Annotated in this window: 15 protein-coding genes and 4 pseudogenes; 10 read left to right on the top strand and 9 right to left on the bottom strand. The window is 72.0% G+C overall.

Going from position 1 to position 17,140, the window contains the following annotated elements; genetic code table 11:
* Positions 1-110: 110 nt before the first annotated feature.
* Entirely contained in the window at positions 111-1,424 is a 1,314-nt protein-coding gene (locus QUE44_RS07860; RefSeq protein ID WP_286213960.1) for an NAD(P)/FAD-dependent oxidoreductase, read from the top strand.
* A gap of 95 nt (positions 1,425-1,519) precedes the next feature.
* On the opposite strand, the gene QUE44_RS07865 is transcribed toward QUE44_RS07860, so the two are convergent.
* The 5 genes and pseudogenes from QUE44_RS07865 to hemE form a co-directional block, all read right to left on the bottom strand.
* Positions 1,520-1,999, bottom strand: coding sequence for a hypothetical protein (locus QUE44_RS07865; RefSeq protein WP_286213961.1), 480 nt, complete (start codon positions 1,997-1,999; stop codon positions 1,520-1,522).
* 113 nt (positions 2,000-2,112) lie between these two features.
* Positions 2,113-3,300, bottom strand: coding sequence for a ferrochelatase (locus QUE44_RS07870; protein ID WP_286213963.1), 1,188 nt, complete (start codon positions 3,298-3,300; stop codon positions 2,113-2,115).
* Positions 3,297-3,971, bottom strand: coding sequence for a hydrogen peroxide-dependent heme synthase (gene hemQ / locus QUE44_RS07875; RefSeq protein ID WP_286213964.1), 675 nt, complete (start codon positions 3,969-3,971; stop codon positions 3,297-3,299). The genes QUE44_RS07870 and hemQ overlap by 4 nt, the downstream gene beginning before the upstream one ends.
* Before the next feature lie 37 nt (positions 3,972-4,008).
* Positions 4,009-5,295 (bottom strand): protoporphyrinogen/coproporphyrinogen oxidase, encoded by a 1,287-nt coding sequence (locus tag QUE44_RS07880; protein ID WP_286213965.1) that lies wholly within the window; start codon positions 5,293-5,295, stop codon positions 4,009-4,011.
* Positions 5,288-6,372: pseudogene (hemE, locus tag QUE44_RS07885) on the bottom strand (uroporphyrinogen decarboxylase). The gene QUE44_RS07880 and the pseudogene hemE overlap by 8 nt, the downstream one beginning before the upstream one ends.
* Positions 6,373-6,425: 53 nt before the next feature.
* On the opposite strand from hemE, the gene QUE44_RS07890 reads away from it, so the two are divergent.
* From QUE44_RS07890 to QUE44_RS07915, 6 genes and pseudogenes are all read left to right on the top strand, one after another.
* Positions 6,426-7,292 carry a glutamyl-tRNA reductase gene (locus QUE44_RS07890; RefSeq protein ID WP_286216719.1) on the top strand — a complete coding sequence of 289 codons (867 nt, stop codon included), beginning with the start codon at positions 6,426-6,428 and terminating at the stop codon, positions 7,290-7,292.
* 232 nt (positions 7,293-7,524) lie between these two features.
* A pseudogene (locus QUE44_RS07895) lies at positions 7,525-7,713 on the top strand (glutamyl-tRNA reductase); the annotation flags it as partial.
* Between the two features lie 95 nt (positions 7,714-7,808).
* On the top strand, positions 7,809-8,801 hold the full coding sequence (locus QUE44_RS07900; protein ID WP_286213967.1) for a FecCD family ABC transporter permease: 993 nt from the start codon (positions 7,809-7,811) through the stop codon (positions 8,799-8,801).
* A complete protein-coding gene (locus QUE44_RS07905) occupies positions 8,798-9,829 on the top strand; it encodes a FecCD family ABC transporter permease (protein ID WP_286213969.1) in 1,032 nt (343 codons plus the stop codon). Before QUE44_RS07900 ends, QUE44_RS07905 begins: the two co-directional genes overlap by 4 nt.
* Positions 9,826-10,642 (top strand): annotated as a pseudogene (locus QUE44_RS07910) (ABC transporter ATP-binding protein). Before QUE44_RS07905 ends, QUE44_RS07910 begins: the two are co-directional and overlap by 4 nt.
* A gap of 16 nt (positions 10,643-10,658) precedes the next feature.
* Entirely contained in the window at positions 10,659-11,756 is a 1,098-nt protein-coding gene (locus QUE44_RS07915; RefSeq protein ID WP_286213970.1) for an ABC transporter substrate-binding protein, read from the top strand.
* Positions 11,757-11,820: 64 nt separating this feature from the next.
* Here QUE44_RS07915 and phoH2 read toward each other — a convergent pair whose 3' ends face one another.
* Together phoH2 and QUE44_RS07925 are read right to left on the bottom strand one after the other, a co-directional pair.
* Complete coding sequence (gene phoH2 / locus QUE44_RS07920) at positions 11,821-13,077, bottom strand: RNA 5'-3' helicase PhoH2 (protein ID WP_425557958.1); 1,257 nt, start codon at positions 13,075-13,077, stop codon at positions 11,821-11,823.
* Between the two features lie 324 nt (positions 13,078-13,401).
* Positions 13,402-14,166: an isoprenyl transferase gene (locus tag QUE44_RS07925; RefSeq protein WP_286213972.1), complete on the bottom strand. Its 765-nt coding sequence runs from the start codon at positions 14,164-14,166 to the stop codon at positions 13,402-13,404.
* Between the two features lie 76 nt (positions 14,167-14,242).
* On the opposite strand from QUE44_RS07925, the gene trhA reads away from it, so the two are divergent.
* Positions 14,243-14,899 (top strand): PAQR family membrane homeostasis protein TrhA, encoded by a 657-nt coding sequence (trhA, locus tag QUE44_RS07930; protein ID WP_286213974.1) that lies wholly within the window; start codon positions 14,243-14,245, stop codon positions 14,897-14,899.
* Here the strand turns inward: trhA and QUE44_RS07935 are convergent.
* Complete coding sequence (locus QUE44_RS07935) at positions 14,834-15,067, bottom strand: hypothetical protein (protein ID WP_286213976.1); 234 nt, start codon at positions 15,065-15,067, stop codon at positions 14,834-14,836. The genes trhA and QUE44_RS07935 overlap by 66 nt on opposite strands.
* 34 nt (positions 15,068-15,101) lie before the next feature.
* Here QUE44_RS07935 and QUE44_RS07940 point away from each other — a divergent pair, with 34 nt between their 5' ends.
* Complete coding sequence (locus QUE44_RS07940; protein WP_286213977.1) at positions 15,102-15,488, top strand: DUF4307 domain-containing protein; 387 nt, start codon at positions 15,102-15,104, stop codon at positions 15,486-15,488.
* A 34-nt stretch (positions 15,489-15,522) separates the two neighbouring features.
* Positions 15,523-16,005, top strand: coding sequence for a transcription elongation factor GreA (greA, locus tag QUE44_RS07945; RefSeq protein ID WP_286213979.1), 483 nt, complete (start codon positions 15,523-15,525; stop codon positions 16,003-16,005).
* On the opposite strand, the pseudogene rlmC reads toward greA, so the two are convergent.
* Positions 15,995-17,134, bottom strand: a pseudogene (gene rlmC / locus QUE44_RS07950) (23S rRNA (uracil(747)-C(5))-methyltransferase RlmC). The gene greA and the pseudogene rlmC sit on opposite strands and share 11 nt — an antisense overlap.
* Positions 17,135-17,140: the final 6 nt, after the last annotated feature.

A 17,140-nucleotide genomic window follows, 5' to 3' on the forward strand; every position in this document is an offset into this window, starting at 1 on the left:
CCATCGCGGAGCGCCTCGTAGAATGGCGTGACCCCCATGCACTGCCGCGGGTTCGCGGCTTGGGGAAGAACGCCGCGCGACCCGTGGTTCTCCCTCCAGGAGGTACCCCCATGTCACGCACGCGCATCCTCATCCTCGGCGGTGGCTACGTCGGCCTCTACACCGCGCTGACGCTGATGCGCCGCGCCAAGGACGCCGTCGACGTCACGGTGATCGACCGCAGGCCCTACATGACCTACGCGCCGTTCCTCCCCGAGGCGGCCGCCGGATCGATCGAACCGCGCCACGCGGTGGTGCCGCTGCGGCGCGAGCTCAAGGGCGCGCGGGTCCTGCAGGGCAAGGTCGAGACCATCGACCACGCCTCGAGATCCGTCACGGCGACCACCGACCTCGGCGAGACGCTCACTCTCGACTACGACCACATCGTCATCGCGCTCGGGGCGGTGTCGCGCACGCTGCCCATTCCGGGCCTCGCGGACTTTGGCCTTGGCTTCAAGTACGTTGAGGAGGCTATCAACCTGCGCAATCGCGTGCTCGGGCGCATCGCGCGGGCGGCCACCACGACCGACCCAGCGCTCCGCAGGAGGCTGCTCACGTTCGTGTTCGTCGGCGGCGGTTTCGCCGGGGTCGAGGCCTTCGCCGAGACGGAGGATATGGCCCGCGCCGCGCTGCGGTACTACCCCGAGTTGAAGCACGACGACCTCAACTTCGTGATGGTCGAGGCCATGGGCCGGATCCTGCCCGAGATGGGCCCCGACATGGGCGCATACACGGTCACGGAGCTTGAGCGCCGCGGCATGCGCGTCCTGCTCGAGACGCGACTCGAGAGCTGCATCGACGGCCACGTGGCGCTGTCCAACGGCGAGGCGTTCGAGGCGGACACCGTGGTCTGGACCGCCGGCGTCAAGCCCTCCCCCGTGATCCAGTCCTCGGACCTCCCGCTCGGGCCGAGGGGACACGTCAACACGGCCGCGACGTTGCAGGTCATCGACGACTCTGGCATTCCCCTGCCCGGCGCGTGGGCCGCCGGCGACTGCGCCCAGGTGCCCAACCTCGTCGAGGGCGAGGGCGACTGGTGCGCCCCCAGTGCGCAGCACGCCGTGCGCCAGGCGAAGCACCTGGGCCGTAACATCGCCGCGCACCTCGCGGGCCGTCCGCTCGCGGAGTACAAGCACAAGCACCTGGGCGTGGTCGCCTCGCTCGGCCTCAACAAGGGCGTCGCCTCGACCATGGGCATCAAGCTGCGCGGGTGGCCGGCGTGGGTGATGCACCGCACGTATCACCTCCTCGCGATCCCCACCTTCAACCGCAAGGCCCGCGTGGCCCTCGACTGGACGGCGGCCGTGTTCTTCCGTCGCGACCTGGTCTCGATGGGCAGGCTGCACGAGCCCCGCCGCGCCTTCGAGGAGGCCGCTAGAAGTTAACGCTCTCAGGGCATGGCGAAGGGCCCCGGAGGTGCGCGGTGCGCGCCCCGGGGCCCTTCGCCTGTTCGCGCCGGCTGTCCCGACCGGCGCGAGGTCTACGCCGCCTCGACCTCGCGGCACAACTCCTCGACCACGCAGGCGGCCTGCGCCTCGCGCGCGGCATCCTCGAGCGCGTCCTCGTCGAGCTCGCTCGACATCACCTGCACGACGCTGATGTCGAGCAGCAGGTCCTCGCGCACGATCGCGTGCGCCTCGTCGGGCCACCGAGTGCGCTCGCGCAGGCAGCGGGCGGTGTGCTCCGCGCTCAGATGGGTCACGAAGTAGCGCAGGCCCGGCACGGCGAGCATGCCCGCGTGGTACCTGGCTCCGGGGAAGTCCACGCGCGCGACATGCGGCTCGCAGCCGTCGACCCACGCGGCCATCAGGCGGCGGAACCCGTCGATGCACATCGCGCCGGTGCCGTGATCGCCGATCAGAACGGTCGCGCCGTCGAGGGTCTCGAGTCGCAGGGTCACCTGGGGCGAGGCCGCCGCGATCGCGGCGACCTCGGAGAGCGCCTCCCGTGACATCGCCATGCCGTGCTCCCGCCGTCGGGGGCGGCGCGGTGCCGCCCTGTCCTGTGCCGCCCACTGTAGGCGGAACGACGGGAATACGCAACGAGCCCGTTGCTTAATTCACGGCTGGCCCGTCAGGCCGATGCGACGGTGGGCTTCGGCGCGCGGCCCAGGCAGCAGTCGGTCGGGCAGACGTCCTGCCACGGGCCCAGCGCCGTGAGCGCCACCCGCTCGCGCGGGGAGTCGCCCTCACGCGCCACGTGGCGCTCCTCGACCAGGTCCACGAGCCCCGCGACGAAAGCGGGATCGATCCCCACCGTGGGCACGCGGACAGCCGCGAGGCCGCGCTCGGCGCACGTCTCGAGGGCCTCGTTGTCGAGGTCCCACGCGACCTCCATGTGGTCGGACACGAAGCCGATCGGCGAGATGACCACGCCCGTGACCGACTCCGGCAGCGCCTCGATAGCGTCGTTGATGTCAGGCTCGAGCCACGGCACCTCGGGCGCTCCGGAGCGCGACTGGAAGACGAGCGACCAGTCCACACCAGGGAATTCGTCGCCCACGGCATCCATGATGAGCGCCGCGACCGCGCGCTGCTGCTCGACGTACCAGCCCCCGCCCGCGTGCCACTCGTTCTCTCCGCCCGTGGGCACGGCCGTCCCGTCGGGGCGGGCCTCGCGCGGACCCGACAGGTCAGCCGCCGCGGTGGGAATCGAGTGCGTCGCGAACAACACGTGGGGCTGCGCGCCGGAGTCCGACTCGACCAGCTGGTGCAGTCCCGAGCGCACCGCCGCGACGTTGGGCGTCACGAAGCCGGGGTGATCGAAGTACTGGCGCACCTTGTGCAACTCGAGCTCGCCCTCGAGCCCCGTCTCCGCGAGCGCGGTCGCGAGGTCCTCGCGATACGCGCGACAGCCCGAGTAGCTCGAGAAGGCGGTCGTCACGAGGACCAGCACCTTGCGGTGGCCATCGGCGTGCAGCTCGCGCAGGGCATCGGCGAAGTAGGGCGCCCAGAAGCGGTTGCCCCAGTACACGGGCAGGCCCAGGCCGCGCTCGGCGATCTCGGCCTCAAGGGCGGCCTTGAGCGCGCGGTTCTGGTCGTTGATCGGGCTGATCCCGCCGAAGTGGCGGTAGTGGTGCGCGACCTCTTCGAGGCGCTCGTCCGGGATGCCGCGCCCGCGCGTGACGTTGCGCAGGTACGGGATGACGTCGTCCTGCCCCTCGGGTCCGCCGAATCCCGCGAGCAGGATCGCGTCGTACGTGGTCGCGGGCAGGATGCGGGACGATGCCGCGAGCGGCGGGAGCGTCGTGTCCTGGCTCATGACGCGAGCACCTCCACTGCCTCGGCGGTGCTGACGCGGCGGCCGGTGTAGAACGGCAGTTCCTCGCGCACGTGGCGGCGAGCCTCCGTGTAGCGCAGGTCGCGCATCATGTCGACGAGCTCCGTGACGTCGTCCGCCTCCATCGGCAGCAGCCACTCGTAGTCGCCCAACGCGAAGGCCGCGACCGTGTTGGCGATCACTCCCGCGTACTTCGAGCCGGCGATGCCGTGCTCGCGGAGCATGACCGACCTCTCCTCCTCCGGCAGCAGGTACCACTCGTAGGACCGCACGAAGGGGTAGACGGTCAGCCAGTCGCGCGCGCGCTCACCGCGCAAGAAGCCGGGGACGTGACGCTTGTTGAACTCGGCGTCACGGTGGACACCCGCCGCGGACCAGGTCAGACGCGTGTCCGCGAGGAGTTCGGTCGCGCGCAGCTCGCGCAGCGCGAGCTGCAGGTCCTCGAGCACGGGGCCGTGGAGCCACAGCATGACGGTGCCGTCGGCGCGCAGTCCGGTGACGTCGTAGATGCCGCGCAGCGTGACGTCGTGCTCGGCGAGCTCGGCGACCGCGGCGTCGAAGTGCTCGACGACATCGGCGAGGTCCTCGTCCGGCGCGTCGAGCATGCCGTCGAGGACGGAGAACAGGGTGAAGCCGTGCGGGGTGTCGGTCATGAGGACATCATCCGTCGAGAGGGGCCCCCAGGGGAAATTACCGGCCCGAACCCGCCGCCTCGGCCCCCACGATCGCCGCGAGACCGCTCAGCCCCGCCGCGGAGCCCACGAGCTCGAGGCCGGGCAGGGGCCTGATGTCGGCGACCCTCGCGGGCGAGGCGTCGGGCCACTCGACCACCGCGCTCGACCGCACGCTCTCGGGGCTCAGGTCGACCCCGAGCAGTCGGGAGGCGTCCGGCACCGCGTGCGCCACCAGGTCCTCCCCCGGATCGCGCAACGCATACGACAGCCGGACCACATGACTGCCGCGCGCGGCCTCGCGCAGCCACCGCCACTTGGCGGTCGCATGCGTGAGCGCCTTCGCGCGCGTCACGCCGTCGAGTGCGAGCACACCCGTCCCACGAGGGGCGGCATCGAGGTCGGGGGCGTCGAGCACGAGCGTCACCAGCGCGACCCTGTGCTGGGCGGGCGGGTCGGGCAGGACGGGCACGAGGGTCCGCGCCGCCGCCTGCGGCACCGCGAGCACGAGGGTGTCGGCGACCAGCGTCCCTCCACCGGCCCTTACCCTCCACGCGCCGTCGACGCGCTCGGCATGCGCCGCGGCGGTCCCCGCGACGAGCCTCACTCCCGCCTCGCGCGCGGACTCCGCGAGCGCCTCGGTGAGCCTCCACATCCCGCCGCGCAGCCCCAGCACCGCGGAGCCGGCGGGCGCGAGCGCGCGGCGCCGCTCGGCCAGCGCGGTGAGGCTGCCCGCCGCTCGCAGCTGGGCCGGCAGCGTCGGGTCGATCGCCGCCAGCGGAAGCTCGTCGAGGGGGCGCGAGTACACGCCCTGGAGGACGGGCGCGACCAGCAGGTCCGCGACCCCCGCGCCCAGCCGGGTCCTCACGAGGGACCCGACCGTGGCATCGTCCCTCACCTCACCCAGGGGGCGGGTGCGTTCGAGCGCGGCCTCCGCGGCGGCACCCCAGCCGATCACGCTGCGGACGTCGGCCAGCAGCGGCCGGGTGGGAATGCCCAGCCATCCCGTGGTCGGCAGCGGGTAGGCGCGCGAGGGGGTCACGACCCACGCGGGTGAACGCGTCGGCGCCACGATGTCGCCCTCAAGTCCCAGCTCGCGCGCGAGCGCCGCGACGGCATCGGTCCGCGTCGCGAAGGACTCGGCTCCCGCGTCGAGCGTGAGGCCGGCGAGGGACAGCGGCGAGACGCGCCCTCCCCATCCCTGCCCCGCCTCGAGCACGGTGACCACGGATCCGCGGCGCGCGTGGCGACGCGCGGCCAGCAGTCCGGCGACCCCGCCCCCGACGACGAGGACGCGCTCAGCCACGCGAGTGGACGAGGTCGACCACGCGTTGCAGCGCCGCGGGGTCCGTCTCGGGGGCACGCCGTGGCCCAGGTTGACCACGTGGCCCGGAGCCTCGGCCCCACGCGCGAGCACGTCGAGGACGTGGCGCTCGAGAACCTCGGCCGGCGCACCCAGGCGTGCGGGGTCGATGTTGCCCTGCAGGGGAAGATGCCCGCCGAGGAGGCGCGACGCCTCGTCGAGCGGCATCCGGTAGTCCACCCCCATCGCGGTCGCCCCCGCCTCGGCCATCGGACGCAGGAGGTGAGCGCCGTGAGCGGCGAAGTGAATGCGCGGCACGGGCAGGTCCGCGACGGCGCCCAGGGCGGCCGCGGAGCCGGGGGCGCAGTGCGCGACGTAGTCGGCCTCGGCGAGCGAGCCGGCCCACGAGTCGAAGAGCTGCACCGCCGAGGCACCCGCGAGCACCTGCGCGCGCAGGAACAGTCCGGCGGCGCGCGACGTCCACGCGGTGAGCGCCTCCCACACGGCGGGCGAGTCGATCATGAGGCGACGCGCTCCCAGGTGGTCACGCGACGGCCGGCCCTCGACCATGTAGGCAGCGAGCGTGAACGGGGCCCCCGCGAAGCCGATCAGCGGTGTCGATCCCAGCTCGGCCACCGTGAGCCGCACCGCCTCGCGGATGGGCTCGAGGCCGCGGTCGAACGCGCCGCCGTCGCCGGGCTCCCCGAGCGCGGGCAGGGCGTCGACGTCCTCCATCGCACGGATCGGGCGCTCGAACACCGGGCCCACGCCGGGGGCGATGTCGACGCCGACCCCGGCGATGCGCATCGGCACCACGATGTCGGAGAAGAAGATTCCCGCGTCCACGCCGTAGCGGCGCACGGGCTGGAGCGTGATCTCCGCCGCGAGCGCGGGGGTGAGGCACGCGTCGAGCATCGCCGTGCCGCGGCGCGCCTCGAGATACTCGGGCAGCGAGCGCCCCGCCTGGCGCATGAACCACACGGGACGATGCGAGGGACGCTCCCCCGCGAGCGCCGCGAGAAGCGGGGCGCCGTCGAGGCGTCCGTCGGCGAGCGGGTGGGTGGCGGGGAGAGAGACCATGACCCCGATTCTGCCCTGTTCCGGGGCCGTGTCAGAATTGACGAGTGCCCCTGATGTCCCTTGTCGCGTCCCACCGCAATCGCGAGCTCGCCATGCTCGAGCAGCTGCAGGTCGGGGCGGGCACGCTTGCGGCGTCTTTGCTCGCGCGCGAAGGGGCCGTCGCGGGGGCCGTCGTGCTCCCCACGTGCAACCGCTTCGAGGTCTACGTCGAGGCGGAGGACGCGGAGGCGGCGCGGGCCGAGGTCATCGAGGCGATCGCCGAGTCGAGCCAGCTCGACCCCCACGCCGTCGCCGAGGCGCTGGTGCTCTACGAGGGCGACGACGCGATCCAGCACCTGCTGTCCGTGACGTCGGGACTCGAGTCCATGGTCGTGGGCGAGCGCGAGATCAGCGGTCAGGTGCGCCGCGCGCACCTCGAGGCACAGAAGCGCCACGAGCTCACTCCGCGCCTCGACCGCCTCTTCCAGTCGGCGCTGCGGACCTCGCGCGTCGTCGCATCGTCCACCGGCCTGGGAACGTCGGGCCGCTCGGTGGTCTCGGTCGCCCTGGATCTGGCCGATGCCACGGTGGGCTGGGAGGGCGCGCGCGTCCTCATCGTGGGCACGGGCGCCCTCGCCGAGACCGCGGTCGGCACCCTCCACGGCCGCGGCGCGGTCATCGACGGCGTCTTCTCGCCCTCGGGCCGCGCGCTCGAGTTCGCGCTCCGCCACGACGTCGAGGCGATCGACGCCGCGGGCCTCGAGCTCGCGATTCGGCACGCGGACGTGGTGTTCGCGTGCTCGGGCGGGGAGTCGGTGGTGCTCACGCCGTCGCTCGTGGCGGCCGCGCGGCACGAGCTCGACGCCCCCTCACGATCCTCGACCTGGCCCTCCACCGCGACGTCGCGCCCGGCGTGCGCGACCTGCGCGGGGTCACCGTGATCGGCCTCGACGACATCGGTGCGCACGCTCCCGGCGAGTCGGTCGGCGCGATCGACGCGGCCCGCGCGATCGTCGCTCACGCGGTGGCCCGCTTCGGCGACGGAGAGACCGCGCGGTCCCTCGACCCCGCCGTGGTCGCCCTGCGCGAGCACGTGTTCGGGCTCCTCGAGCGCGAGGTGGCCCGCATCCGGCCCGCGGCGGGCGCCCTGCCGATGCCGTCGAGCGGGCGGACGACATCGAGTACGCACTGCGTCGCTTCGCGAAGACCCTGCTCCACACCCCCACCGTGCGTGCGCGCGAGCACGCGCAGGCCGGCGAGTCGACGCAGTACCTCGACGCGATCCGCGCTCTCTACGGGATCGACGTCGCGGTGCCCGACGCCGCGTGCCCCGCTCCCGAGATCGACGCGGAAGCCATTTAGCGCACGCCCGCGTTGCCTTAATTCCCCTCCGTCGGCTACCTTAGGCGAGCCTTACTTCGCACCCCGACGTGCGCCCACCCCGCCCGAGGAGTCTCATGCGCACGCGCGCCCTTGTCAGCATCGCCGCCCTCGTGGCGCTGGTGCTCGCGGTCGCGCTCTCGCTCGCGATCGGGTCGCGCCCGATCGACCTGGGCACGGTGTGGGAGGCGCTGGTGAACCTCGACCCCGCCGATCCCGAGCAGCTCATCGTGCGCGAGCTGCGCGTGCCGCGCACGATCATCGGGATCCTCGCGGGAGCCGCGCTCGCGGTCGCGGGGGCGCTCATGCAGTCCCTCACGCGCAACCCGTTCGCCGATCCGGGACTGCTGGGCATCAACTCGGGGGCCTCGCTCGCGGTCGTGGCGGCGCTGACGTTTGGGGTCACCGGCTTCGTCGCGCAGGTCTCGCTCGCCTTCGTCGGCGCGGGACTCGCCTCTCTCGTGGTCTACGCGATCGGCGCGCGCGGGGCGGCGGCCGGCGTGCCGGTGCGTCTCGCGCTCGCCGGCGTCGCGCTGACCGCGCTCATCACGTCCGTCATCAACGCGATCCTCCTGGTCGATGACGCCACGCTCGACCAGTTCCGGCTGTGGATCGCCGGCTCGCTCACCGGGCGGCCGCTCGACCACATCGCGGGCCTGATCCCGCTCGTCCTCGTCGCGATCGCGGCGGCGCTGCTCGCGTCGCGGCCGCTGCAGGCGATTGGGCTCGGCGAGGACGCCGCGCGCGCCCTCGGGGTCAACATCGCGGTTACCCGCGCGATCGTCATCGTGATCGTCACGCTGCTCGCGGCGGCCGCCACCGCCGCGGCGGGTCCGCTCATCTTCATCGGCCTCGCGGTGCCGCACGTGGTCCGCGCGTTCGTCGGCGCGTCGCTGCCCTCGCTGCTCGTCGCGAGCGCGCTGGGCGGAGCGGCACTCGTGCTCGTGTGCGACGTGATCGGCCGGGTCATCGCCCCGCCGTCCGAGGTGGGCGTCGGCATCACCACCGCCCTCTTTGGTGGCCTCATCTTCGCGATCATGGCGCGTCGCATGAAGGTAGTCGAGCTGTGAAGATCCTGCGCCTGGGCCCGCTCGGCGTCACCACGCACCGTCGCACGCTGCTCGTCGGCATCGCGATGGCCGCGGTGCTCGCCGCACTCTTCGTGTTCGCGCTCGTGAGGGGCAGGGCGGACATCACGATCCTCGACTCGCTGCGGGCTGCCGTGGGCCTCTCGGTCGGCCCGCCCGGCGACTTCATCGTCGGCCAGGTGCGCGCGCCGCGCGCCTTCACGGCCATCCTCGTGGGCGCGACGCTCGGCCTCGCCGGCGCGATCCTGCAGTCGCTCACGCGCAATCCGCTCGCGTCTCCCGACTTCATCGGCATCACGGCGGGAGCGGGCACGGGGGCGGTCGTCACGATGGCACTGGGCTTCACCGGCTCGCTGTGGATCACCGCGGGCGGCGCCGTGATCGGCGCGCTCGCGGCCTCGGCCGTCATCCTCGCGTTGTCGTGGCGGCACGGAATCGTGCCGCTGAGGCTCATCCTCGCGGGAATCGGCATCGGCTTCGTCGCGCAGGCCCTCACGCAGTACCTGCTCACGCGCATGGACGTGCACGACGCGGGCACCGCGCTCGGCTGGCTCGTCGGTTCGGTGACGGGACGCACGTGGACCCACGTCGCGGTCGCGGGAATCGTCCTCGCGGTGCTGGGCCCCGTCGTGCTGTGGCACGGCCGCTCGCTGCGCACAATGGAGATGGGCGACGACACCGCGCGTGCGCTCGGCATCCGGGTCGGAGCGGCTCGCGCCGTGCTCGCGGTGACGGCCGTGCTACTCGCCGCGGCCGCGACCGCGGTGACCGGGCCGATCGGCTTCGTCGCTCTCGTCGCACCCGCGCTCGCGCTGCGGCTCACGCGCAACGCGGGCGTCACGCTCATCCCGTCGGCGCTGATGGGGGCCGTCCTGCTGCTCGCCGCCGACCAGCTGTCTCAACTCATGCCCGCCACCCTGCAGTTCCCCGTGGGCATCTTCACCGCCGCAGTCGGCGCGCCCTACCTGCTGTGGCTGGTGTGGCGCGCATCCCGAGGAGGACCCGCATGACCCGGCTTGAGGCCAAGGACGTCACGCTCGGCTACGGCGACCACGTCGTGGTGCACGACGTCAGCGTCGCGATTCCCGACGGCGGCATCACCGCGATCGTCGGCCCCAACGGCTGCGGCAAGTCGACCCTGCTGCGCGCGCTCGCGCGCCTCCTGCCCCCGCGCGAGGGCGTGGTCCTGCTCGACGGCGAGGACGTGCATCGTCTCCCCACGCGCGAGGTGGCCCGGCGCATCGGCCTCCTCCCCAGTCCCCGCTCGCCCCCGCCGGCATCACCGTCGCGGAGCTCGTGGGGCGCGGACGCACGCCGCACCAGAAGATCCTGCGGCCGTGGACGCCCGCCGACGAGGCCGCGGTGTTCTCCGCGCTCCACTCGACCGGCCTCACCGACATCCAGGACGCCGTGGTCGACGAGCTCTCGGGCGGCCAGCGCCAGCGCGCGTGGATCGCGATGGCCCTCGCGCAGGACACGCCGCTCATGCTGCTCGACGAGCCCACGACCTACCTCGACATCGCCCACCAGTACGAGGTGCTCGACCTGCTCCACCGGCTCCACACCCGTCAGCACCGCACGGTGGTGATGGTCGTGCACGACCTTCACCAGGCCGCGCGCTACGCGACCCACGTGGTCGCGATGTCCGAGGGCAGGATCGCGGCGTCGGGTCCCCCGCGGAGGTCCTCACCGCGGAGCTCGTCAGCTCGGTCTTCCACCTCGATGTACGCGTGATCCCGGACCCCGTGACCGGCACGCCCGTGATTGTCCCGGCCACCCTTCCCGGTGGCGCCCACGACGCCAGCGTCGATCCTCACCCCTGATCCGAAAGGAACCCTCATGGTCCAGCGCACCACGCGCACGCTCACCGGCACGGCCCTCGCGGCCGTCGCCGCGCTCACGCTTGCCGCGTGCTCGTCGGGCGGCTCCTCCGAGGAGCCCTCGGCGTCCGCGTCCGCGTCCGCGGGCGGCGAGGCCACTACGGCAGCCTTCCCCGTCACCCTCGACACCGTCATGGGCGAGGTCACCGTCGAGTCCGAGCCGCAGCGCGTCGTGACGCTCGGCTCGCACGAGCACGAGTACCTCTACGCGCTCGGCGTCGCACCCGTCGCGGTGCCCGTGAGCTGGCAGGGCTACGACAACGGCACCGGCCCGTGGGCCGAGGAGGACCGCCTCGCGGCCGGCGCCGAGCCCGAGGTCTTCGAGCCCGGGTCGACCACGTACGACGCGGAGCTCATCGCGTCGTTCGAGCCCGACCTCATCGTCGCCACGTACCCCAACCACACGATGACCCAGGAGGAGTACGACCTGCTCTCGGGCATCGCGCCCGTCGTGACCCGCCCCGCGACCGACGCCGCCGGCGTCGAGACCGCCGAGTGGAACGTGTCCCTGGCCGACGAGCTCACGCTGCTCGCGCAGGCGACCGGCACCACCGCCGAGGCCGAGGCGATCATCGAGGAGATCGACGCGGCCTACGCGGAGGTCCGCGAGGCGCACCCCGAGTGGGAGGGCCTCACCTCGCAGGTGGGCGGCTTCTACGAGGGCCAGGCCTTCGTGTACAGCGCCAACGACACGCGCAACCAGTTCCTCGCGAACCTTGGTCTGGACGTCGCGTCGATCGACGGCACGGGCGAGGCGTGGATGCAGATTAGCGCCGAGCAGCTCGACGTGCTGAGCGACCTTGACTCGATCGTGTGGCAGGTCGCGACCACCCCCGAGACCCGCGCCGAGCTCGAGGCGCTGCCGCTGTTCGACTCGCTCGGTCTCAACGAGAAGGGCGGCAGCGTGTGGCTGACCGACCCGGTCCTCGAGGGCGCGTTCTTCGCGAACTCGCCGTCGTCGATCGCCTACGCTCTCGACGCGTTCGTGCCGATGCTCGAGGCTGCCCTCGACGGCGACCCCGCCACCGAGGTCCCCGAGGCGACTACCGCCGGCTGATGCACCCGTGACGGGACGATGCCCGGCCTCCCACGCGGGAGGCCGGGCATCGTCGCGTGTGGGCCTACAGATCGAGCCTCTCGAGCATGTCGGTCACGAGTGCCGCGACGGCGGAGCGCTCGGAGCGCTCGAGCGTGACATGAGCGAACAACGGGTGCCCCTTGAGCGCCTCGATGACCGCGGCGACGCCGTCGTGGCGTCCCACGCGCAGGTTGTCGCGCTGGGCGACGTCGTGCGTGAGGACCACGCGCGACGACTGGCCGATCCGGCTGAGCATCGTGAGCAGCACGTTGCGCTCGAGCGACTGGGCCTCGTCGACGATCACGAATGCGTCGTGGAGGCTGCGGCCGCGGATGTGCGTGAGCGGGAGCACCTCGAGCATGCCGCGCGCCATGACCTCCTCGAGCACCTCACCCGAGACCATCGCGCCCAGCGTGTCGAACACCGCCTGAGCCCAGGGGTTCATTTTCTCCGCCTCGGAGCCTGGCAGATAGCCCAGGTCCTGGCCGCCCACGGCGTACAGCGGGCGGAACACCATGATCTTCTTATGCTGGCGGCGCTCCATCACGGCCTCGAGACCGGCGCACAGCGCGAGCGCGCTCTTGCCCGTGCCCGCGCGGCCGCCCATCGAGACGATCCCGATCGACTCGTCGAGCAACAGGTCGATCGCGATCCGCTGCTCGGCCGAGCGCCCGTGGATGCCGAAGACCTCCTGGTCGCCGCGCACGAGCCGCACCGTGCCCTCGTCGGTCACGCGGCCGAGCGCGCTGCCGCGGCCCGCGTGAATGACCAGGCCCGTGTGCACCGGCAACGAGCCGATGTCCTCGCCACAGTCCGCGGCCGGCGGAGCGTCGAGCGACTCGTGCTCCCACAGCGACGCCATCTGCTCGTCGGTCAGCTGAATCTCGCGCATGCCTGTCCAGCCGGACTCGACCGCGAGCTCCGCGCGATACTCCTCCGCCTCGATGCCGAGCGCCGAGGCCTTGACGCGCATCGGCAGGTCCTTGGAGACCACCGTCACGGCGTGACCCTCGGCCGCCAGGTTGGCGGCCACCGCGAGGATGCGGGTGTCGTTGTCGCCCAGCCGGAAGCCCGACGGCAACACCTCGGGGTCCGTGTGGTTGAGCTCGACGCGCAGGGTGCCCCCTGTCTCGTTGACCGCGACGGGCTCGTCGAGCTTGCCGTACCGCACCCTGAGGTCGTCGAGCATCCTCAGCGCGGAGCGCGCGAAGTAGCCGAGTTCCGGGTGGTGCCGTTTGGCCTCGAGCTCCGTGATGACCACGACGGGCAGCACCACCGCGTGCTCGGCGAAGCGCTTCATCGCGCGTGGATCCGAGAGCAACACGGACGTGTCGAGGACGAACGTGCGGACCGCGGTCTCGACGTCGGCCGTGATGGCGGTGGCGGGGACGGTGCTAGGCGAGATGGTCAACGGGGCTCCCAGCGTTCTGGCCGCAGGGCGCCGATCGCCCTGTCGGCGATCTGTTACGTCCGCATCGGTCCGATGCGGCGGTGTGATGTTCCCACGAGGGCGACGCTACGCCTGGCGCGGCCCTGGAGGAACGACACGCCCAAAGAGTTCACACAGCTGTAACTCGGCCCCCGCGCTCGGGTGTGTCTCGCGACCTGTGTGACGGGCCGCGCGTCAGCGACCCAGTCGGCGCTCTCGCTGCGAATAGTCGCGCAGCGCGCGCAGGAAGTCGATGCGGCGGAAGTCGGGCCAATAGGCCTCGCAGAAGTAGAACTCCGAGTGCGCCGACTGCCACAACAGGAAGCCGCCCAGGCGCTGCTCTCCCGACGTGCGGATGACGAGGTCGGGGTCGGGCTGGCCCTTCGTGTACAGGTGCTCCGCGATGTGCTCGACCGAGAAGCTTTCGGCGACCTCCTCGAGCGAATGGCCCGCGTCCACGCCGCTGCGCAGGAAGCTGCGCACGGCCTCCGCGATCTCGTGCCTGCCCCCGTAGCCCACCGCGACGTTCACGTGCAGACCCGTCGCGGCGGCGCTGCGCTCGACGGCAGCCGAGATGCGTGCGGCGGCCTCGGGCGGCAGGAGGGACACGTCACCCACATGCTGGAGGCGCCAGCGGCCGTCGTCGGCGAGGCGCTCGATGGCCGTCGCGATGATCTCGAGCAACGGCGCAAGCTCTCGCGGGTCGCGCGCGAGGTTGTCGGTGGACAGCATCCACAGCGTCACCACCTCGACGCCGGCGTCCTGAGACCACTCGAGGACCTCGGTGATCTTGTCGGCGCCGCGCTGGTGACCGTGGGAGGCTGTCGCGCCGCTCTGGCGCGCCCATCGGCGGTTGCCGTCGAGGATCACGCCGATGTGCCGGGGCGGCTTGGCCGACCTCTTGAGGGTGCGCGCGAGCCGCTTCTCGTACGTGCCGTACAGCAGCGCGTTCAGGCCCATTGACGTCCGTTCTCGCGTGACAGGAGGAACTGCGCCCACGGTACTCCGAGCGCGTAACCTACGGTAACGTAGGTTCATGGTCGAGAACCTCCCCGTACCCGGGAAGCCCCTGCTGCGCGGTTGGCTTCACCTCGGCGCGGCGCCCGTGGCGCTCGTCGCGGGGCTCGCGCTCACCGCCGCGGCCCCGACCTTGGCCGGGCGGGTGTCCTTCGCGGTCTTCACGCTGACCGCCGTGCTGTTGTTCGGCACCTCGGCGATCTATCACCGCGGCAACTGGTCCGATCACACGCGAGCGATCCTGCGCCGCATGGACCACGCCAACATCTTCCTCATCATCGCGGGCACCTACACGCCGCTCACCGTGCTGCTGCTCGACGGGCCCACCGCACGCACCATCCTCACGATCGTGTGGGCTGGTGCACTGCTCGGGCTGCTATTCCGCGTGCTGTGGCTCGGCGCGCCGCGCTGGATGTACGTGCCCATCTACCTGGCACTCGGCTGGGTCGCGATGGGCTTCATCGGCCCCTTCTACGAGGCGGGCGGCGCCGCGGTGGTCACCCTCATCATCGTGGGCGGCCTGTGCTACACGGTGGGCGCGATCATCTACGGCACCAAGTGGCCTCGCGGATCGGCGAAGTACTTCGGCTTCCACGAGATCTTCCACGCGCTAACGATCGCCGGCTTCACCTGTCACTTCATCGCCGCCTCGCTCGCGGCCTTCGCTGTCGCCTGACGCCGTCCCGGCGGCGGCCTCGCGCTCCGCGGCCTCGCGCGCCTCGCGCGCACGCACCTTGCGCAGGTGGCGGCTCAGCGACAGGAACAGCACGATGGAAGCGATCACCACCCCGAACGTGACGACGAACGCGAGAAAGCCCGGTCCTCCGCTGAAGTCTGTCGACATCTCCACCTCCCTGACCGGACTATCCTGCCTCATCATGAGCACCTCGCCCGCCGAGTCGGAGTCCGCCGCGCTGCCGCGCCTCAGCCGTCGCACGTGGATCCTGGTCATCGCGGGCATCTCCGCGCTCATCGCGGCGGTCGCGTGGTACGCGCTCACCGCGGCGAACGAGCCCGTGCGCTGGAGAGACGTGGGCTTCTCCGTCGAGTCCGCGACCGAGATCACAGTGACGTACGAGGTCTACCTCTACACCGACCGCGACGCGGAGTGCACGGTGCGTGCCCTCAACCCCCGCTTCACCGAGGTGGGCGTCGCGACGCAGCGCGTAAGTCGCGCGGACGGCGCCGAGCAGCGCCTCACCACGACCATCACGACGACCGAAGAGGCGACGACCGCGCAGGTGCAGTACTGCGAGGCACCTTGATAGGGTGACCTACCTTGTCGCGTAAGGAGGAACCGTGACCGAGACCACCGGAACCTGGCTGACCCAGGAGGCATACGACCGCCTGCAGGCCGAGTACGACCATTTGGTCAACGTGGGCCGCGCCGCGATCGCCAAGGAGATCGACGAGCGTCGCCAGGAGGGCGACCTCAAGGAGAACGGCGGCTACCACGCCGCGCGCGACGAGCAGGCGAAGATGGAGGCGCGCATCGAGGAACTGCGCCGCAAGCTCGCGGACGCGACCGTGGGCGAGCCGACCTTCGACGGCACGATTGCCTCCGGCACCGTCGTCACGGCAGAGGTGATGGGCCGCGAGATGCGCTTCCTCGTGGGCTCGCGCGAGATCGCCGACGGCACGGATCTCGACGTGTTCAGCGCGCAGTCGCCGCTGGGCGCCGCGCTGCTGGGCCGCAAGGCGGGCGACGAGACGTCCTACGAGGCGCCCAACGGCAAGCAAATCACCGTCACCGTGATCGCGGCGGAGCCCTTCACCGGCTGACCCTCTCGAGCAGCACCACGGCCTCGTAGTGCTCGGTGTGAGGGAACATGTCGAGGAGGCGGCCGCGTACCGGTCGCAGGCTCGGCATCGCCGCGAGGTCGCGCGCGAGCGTGACGGCGTTGCAGCTTGAGTAGACGACCGTCCGCACGCCCGAGCCCTCGAGCCATGAGGCGAGATCGGCCCCGATCCCGCGCCGCGGGGGTTGACGATCACGAGGTCGGGCGCGCGGCCCTGCTCCGCGGCCCACGTCGTCGCGTCCGCCGCGACGAAGCTCGCGAGGTCCGCGCCCGCGACGCCGGCGTTTGCCATCTCGGCAGCACTGAGCCGCGCGCTCTCGATCGCCTGCTCGCTCACCTCGACGCCCACGACGGTCCGTCCGGGCGCGACGCAGTGCAGGGCAAAGCCGCCCACTCCGCAGTACAGGTCCCAGACCGAGCCCGCCCCGGCATCGTCCACCCACCCCGCGACCTGCGCATACAGGGCGCGCGCCACCGCCGTGTTGGTCTGGAAGAAGCTCTGCGGGCGCAGGTGGAGCACCACATCGCCCATGTCCATCGCGAGAGAGTCGCGCGAGGTGAGCACGTCCTCGCGCTCGCCCTCGAGGACCGCTGCGTGGACGGGCAGGATGTTGGCGGTGACCACCGCGAGGCTCGGAAGCCGCTCGAGCAGCCACGGCAGGTGCTTGCGGATGCGCGTGAGCGACTCGGTCGACCGCAGCACGAGACGCGCCATCACCTCTCCGTCCGGAGACAGGGTGACGATCACGTGCTTGAGCTCGCCGCGCCGCGCGGGCACGTCGTAGGGCGTGAGGCCCGCCCTCGTGATGAAGTCCGCCAGGACGGGGAACGATGCCGTCAGGCCGGGTGGGTAGAGGGGGCAGTCACGCAGGTCGACGCCGCGGCCCGCGGCGTCGAGGATGCCCACCGTGGGAGAGTCAACGGTGCCCCCCACCACCATCTTGGCCTTCGCGCGAAAGCCCGACTCCGCGCTCACGAGCGGCGGCAGCCAGTCGACCGGGCGGCCGATCAGGCCCTCGAGGTGGGCCTGCTTGGTCGCGATCTGTGTCGCGTGCGGCACCTCGATGAGGGTGCACGAGCGGCACCCCCGAGTCGAAATAGGCGCAGCGCACCCGCCG

The sequence above is a fragment of the Demequina sediminis genome, from assembly GCF_030296675.1.
Taxonomy (GTDB): Bacteria; Actinomycetota; Actinomycetes; order Actinomycetales; family Demequinaceae; genus Demequina; species Demequina sediminis.

What these genes read in the sequence shown, in the direction of transcription:
- phoH2 (WP_425557958.1), bottom strand. Translation starts at nt 13,077, where the DNA reads ATGAAGCGCTTCGCCGAGCACGCGGTGGTGCTGCCCGTCGTGGTCATC.
- QUE44_RS07890 (WP_286216719.1), top strand. Translation starts at nt 6,426, where the DNA reads ATGTCCCTTGTCGCGTCCCACCGCAATCGCGAGCTCGCCATGCTCGAG.
- QUE44_RS07935 (WP_286213976.1), bottom strand. Translation starts at nt 15,067, where the DNA reads ATGTCGACAGACTTCAGCGGAGGACCGGGCTTTCTCGCGTTCGTCGTC.
- QUE44_RS07915 (WP_286213970.1), top strand. Translation starts at nt 10,659, where the DNA reads ATGGTCCAGCGCACCACGCGCACGCTCACCGGCACGGCCCTCGCGGCC.
- QUE44_RS07860 (WP_286213960.1), top strand. Translation starts at nt 111, where the DNA reads ATGTCACGCACGCGCATCCTCATCCTCGGCGGTGGCTACGTCGGCCTC.
- trhA (WP_286213974.1), top strand. Translation starts at nt 14,243, where the DNA reads ATGGTCGAGAACCTCCCCGTACCCGGGAAGCCCCTGCTGCGCGGTTGG.
- QUE44_RS07870 (WP_286213963.1), bottom strand. Translation starts at nt 3,300, where the DNA reads ATGAGCCAGGACACGACGCTCCCGCCGCTCGCGGCATCGTCCCGCATC.
- QUE44_RS07900 (WP_286213967.1), top strand. Translation starts at nt 7,809, where the DNA reads ATGCGCACGCGCGCCCTTGTCAGCATCGCCGCCCTCGTGGCGCTGGTG.
- hemQ (WP_286213964.1), bottom strand. Translation starts at nt 3,971, where the DNA reads ATGACCGACACCCCGCACGGCTTCACCCTGTTCTCCGTCCTCGACGGC.
- QUE44_RS07865 (WP_286213961.1), bottom strand. Translation starts at nt 1,999, where the DNA reads ATGGCGATGTCACGGGAGGCGCTCTCCGAGGTCGCCGCGATCGCGGCG.
- QUE44_RS07940 (WP_286213977.1), top strand. Translation starts at nt 15,102, where the DNA reads ATGAGCACCTCGCCCGCCGAGTCGGAGTCCGCCGCGCTGCCGCGCCTC.
- QUE44_RS07925 (WP_286213972.1), bottom strand. Translation starts at nt 14,166, where the DNA reads ATGGGCCTGAACGCGCTGCTGTACGGCACGTACGAGAAGCGGCTCGCG.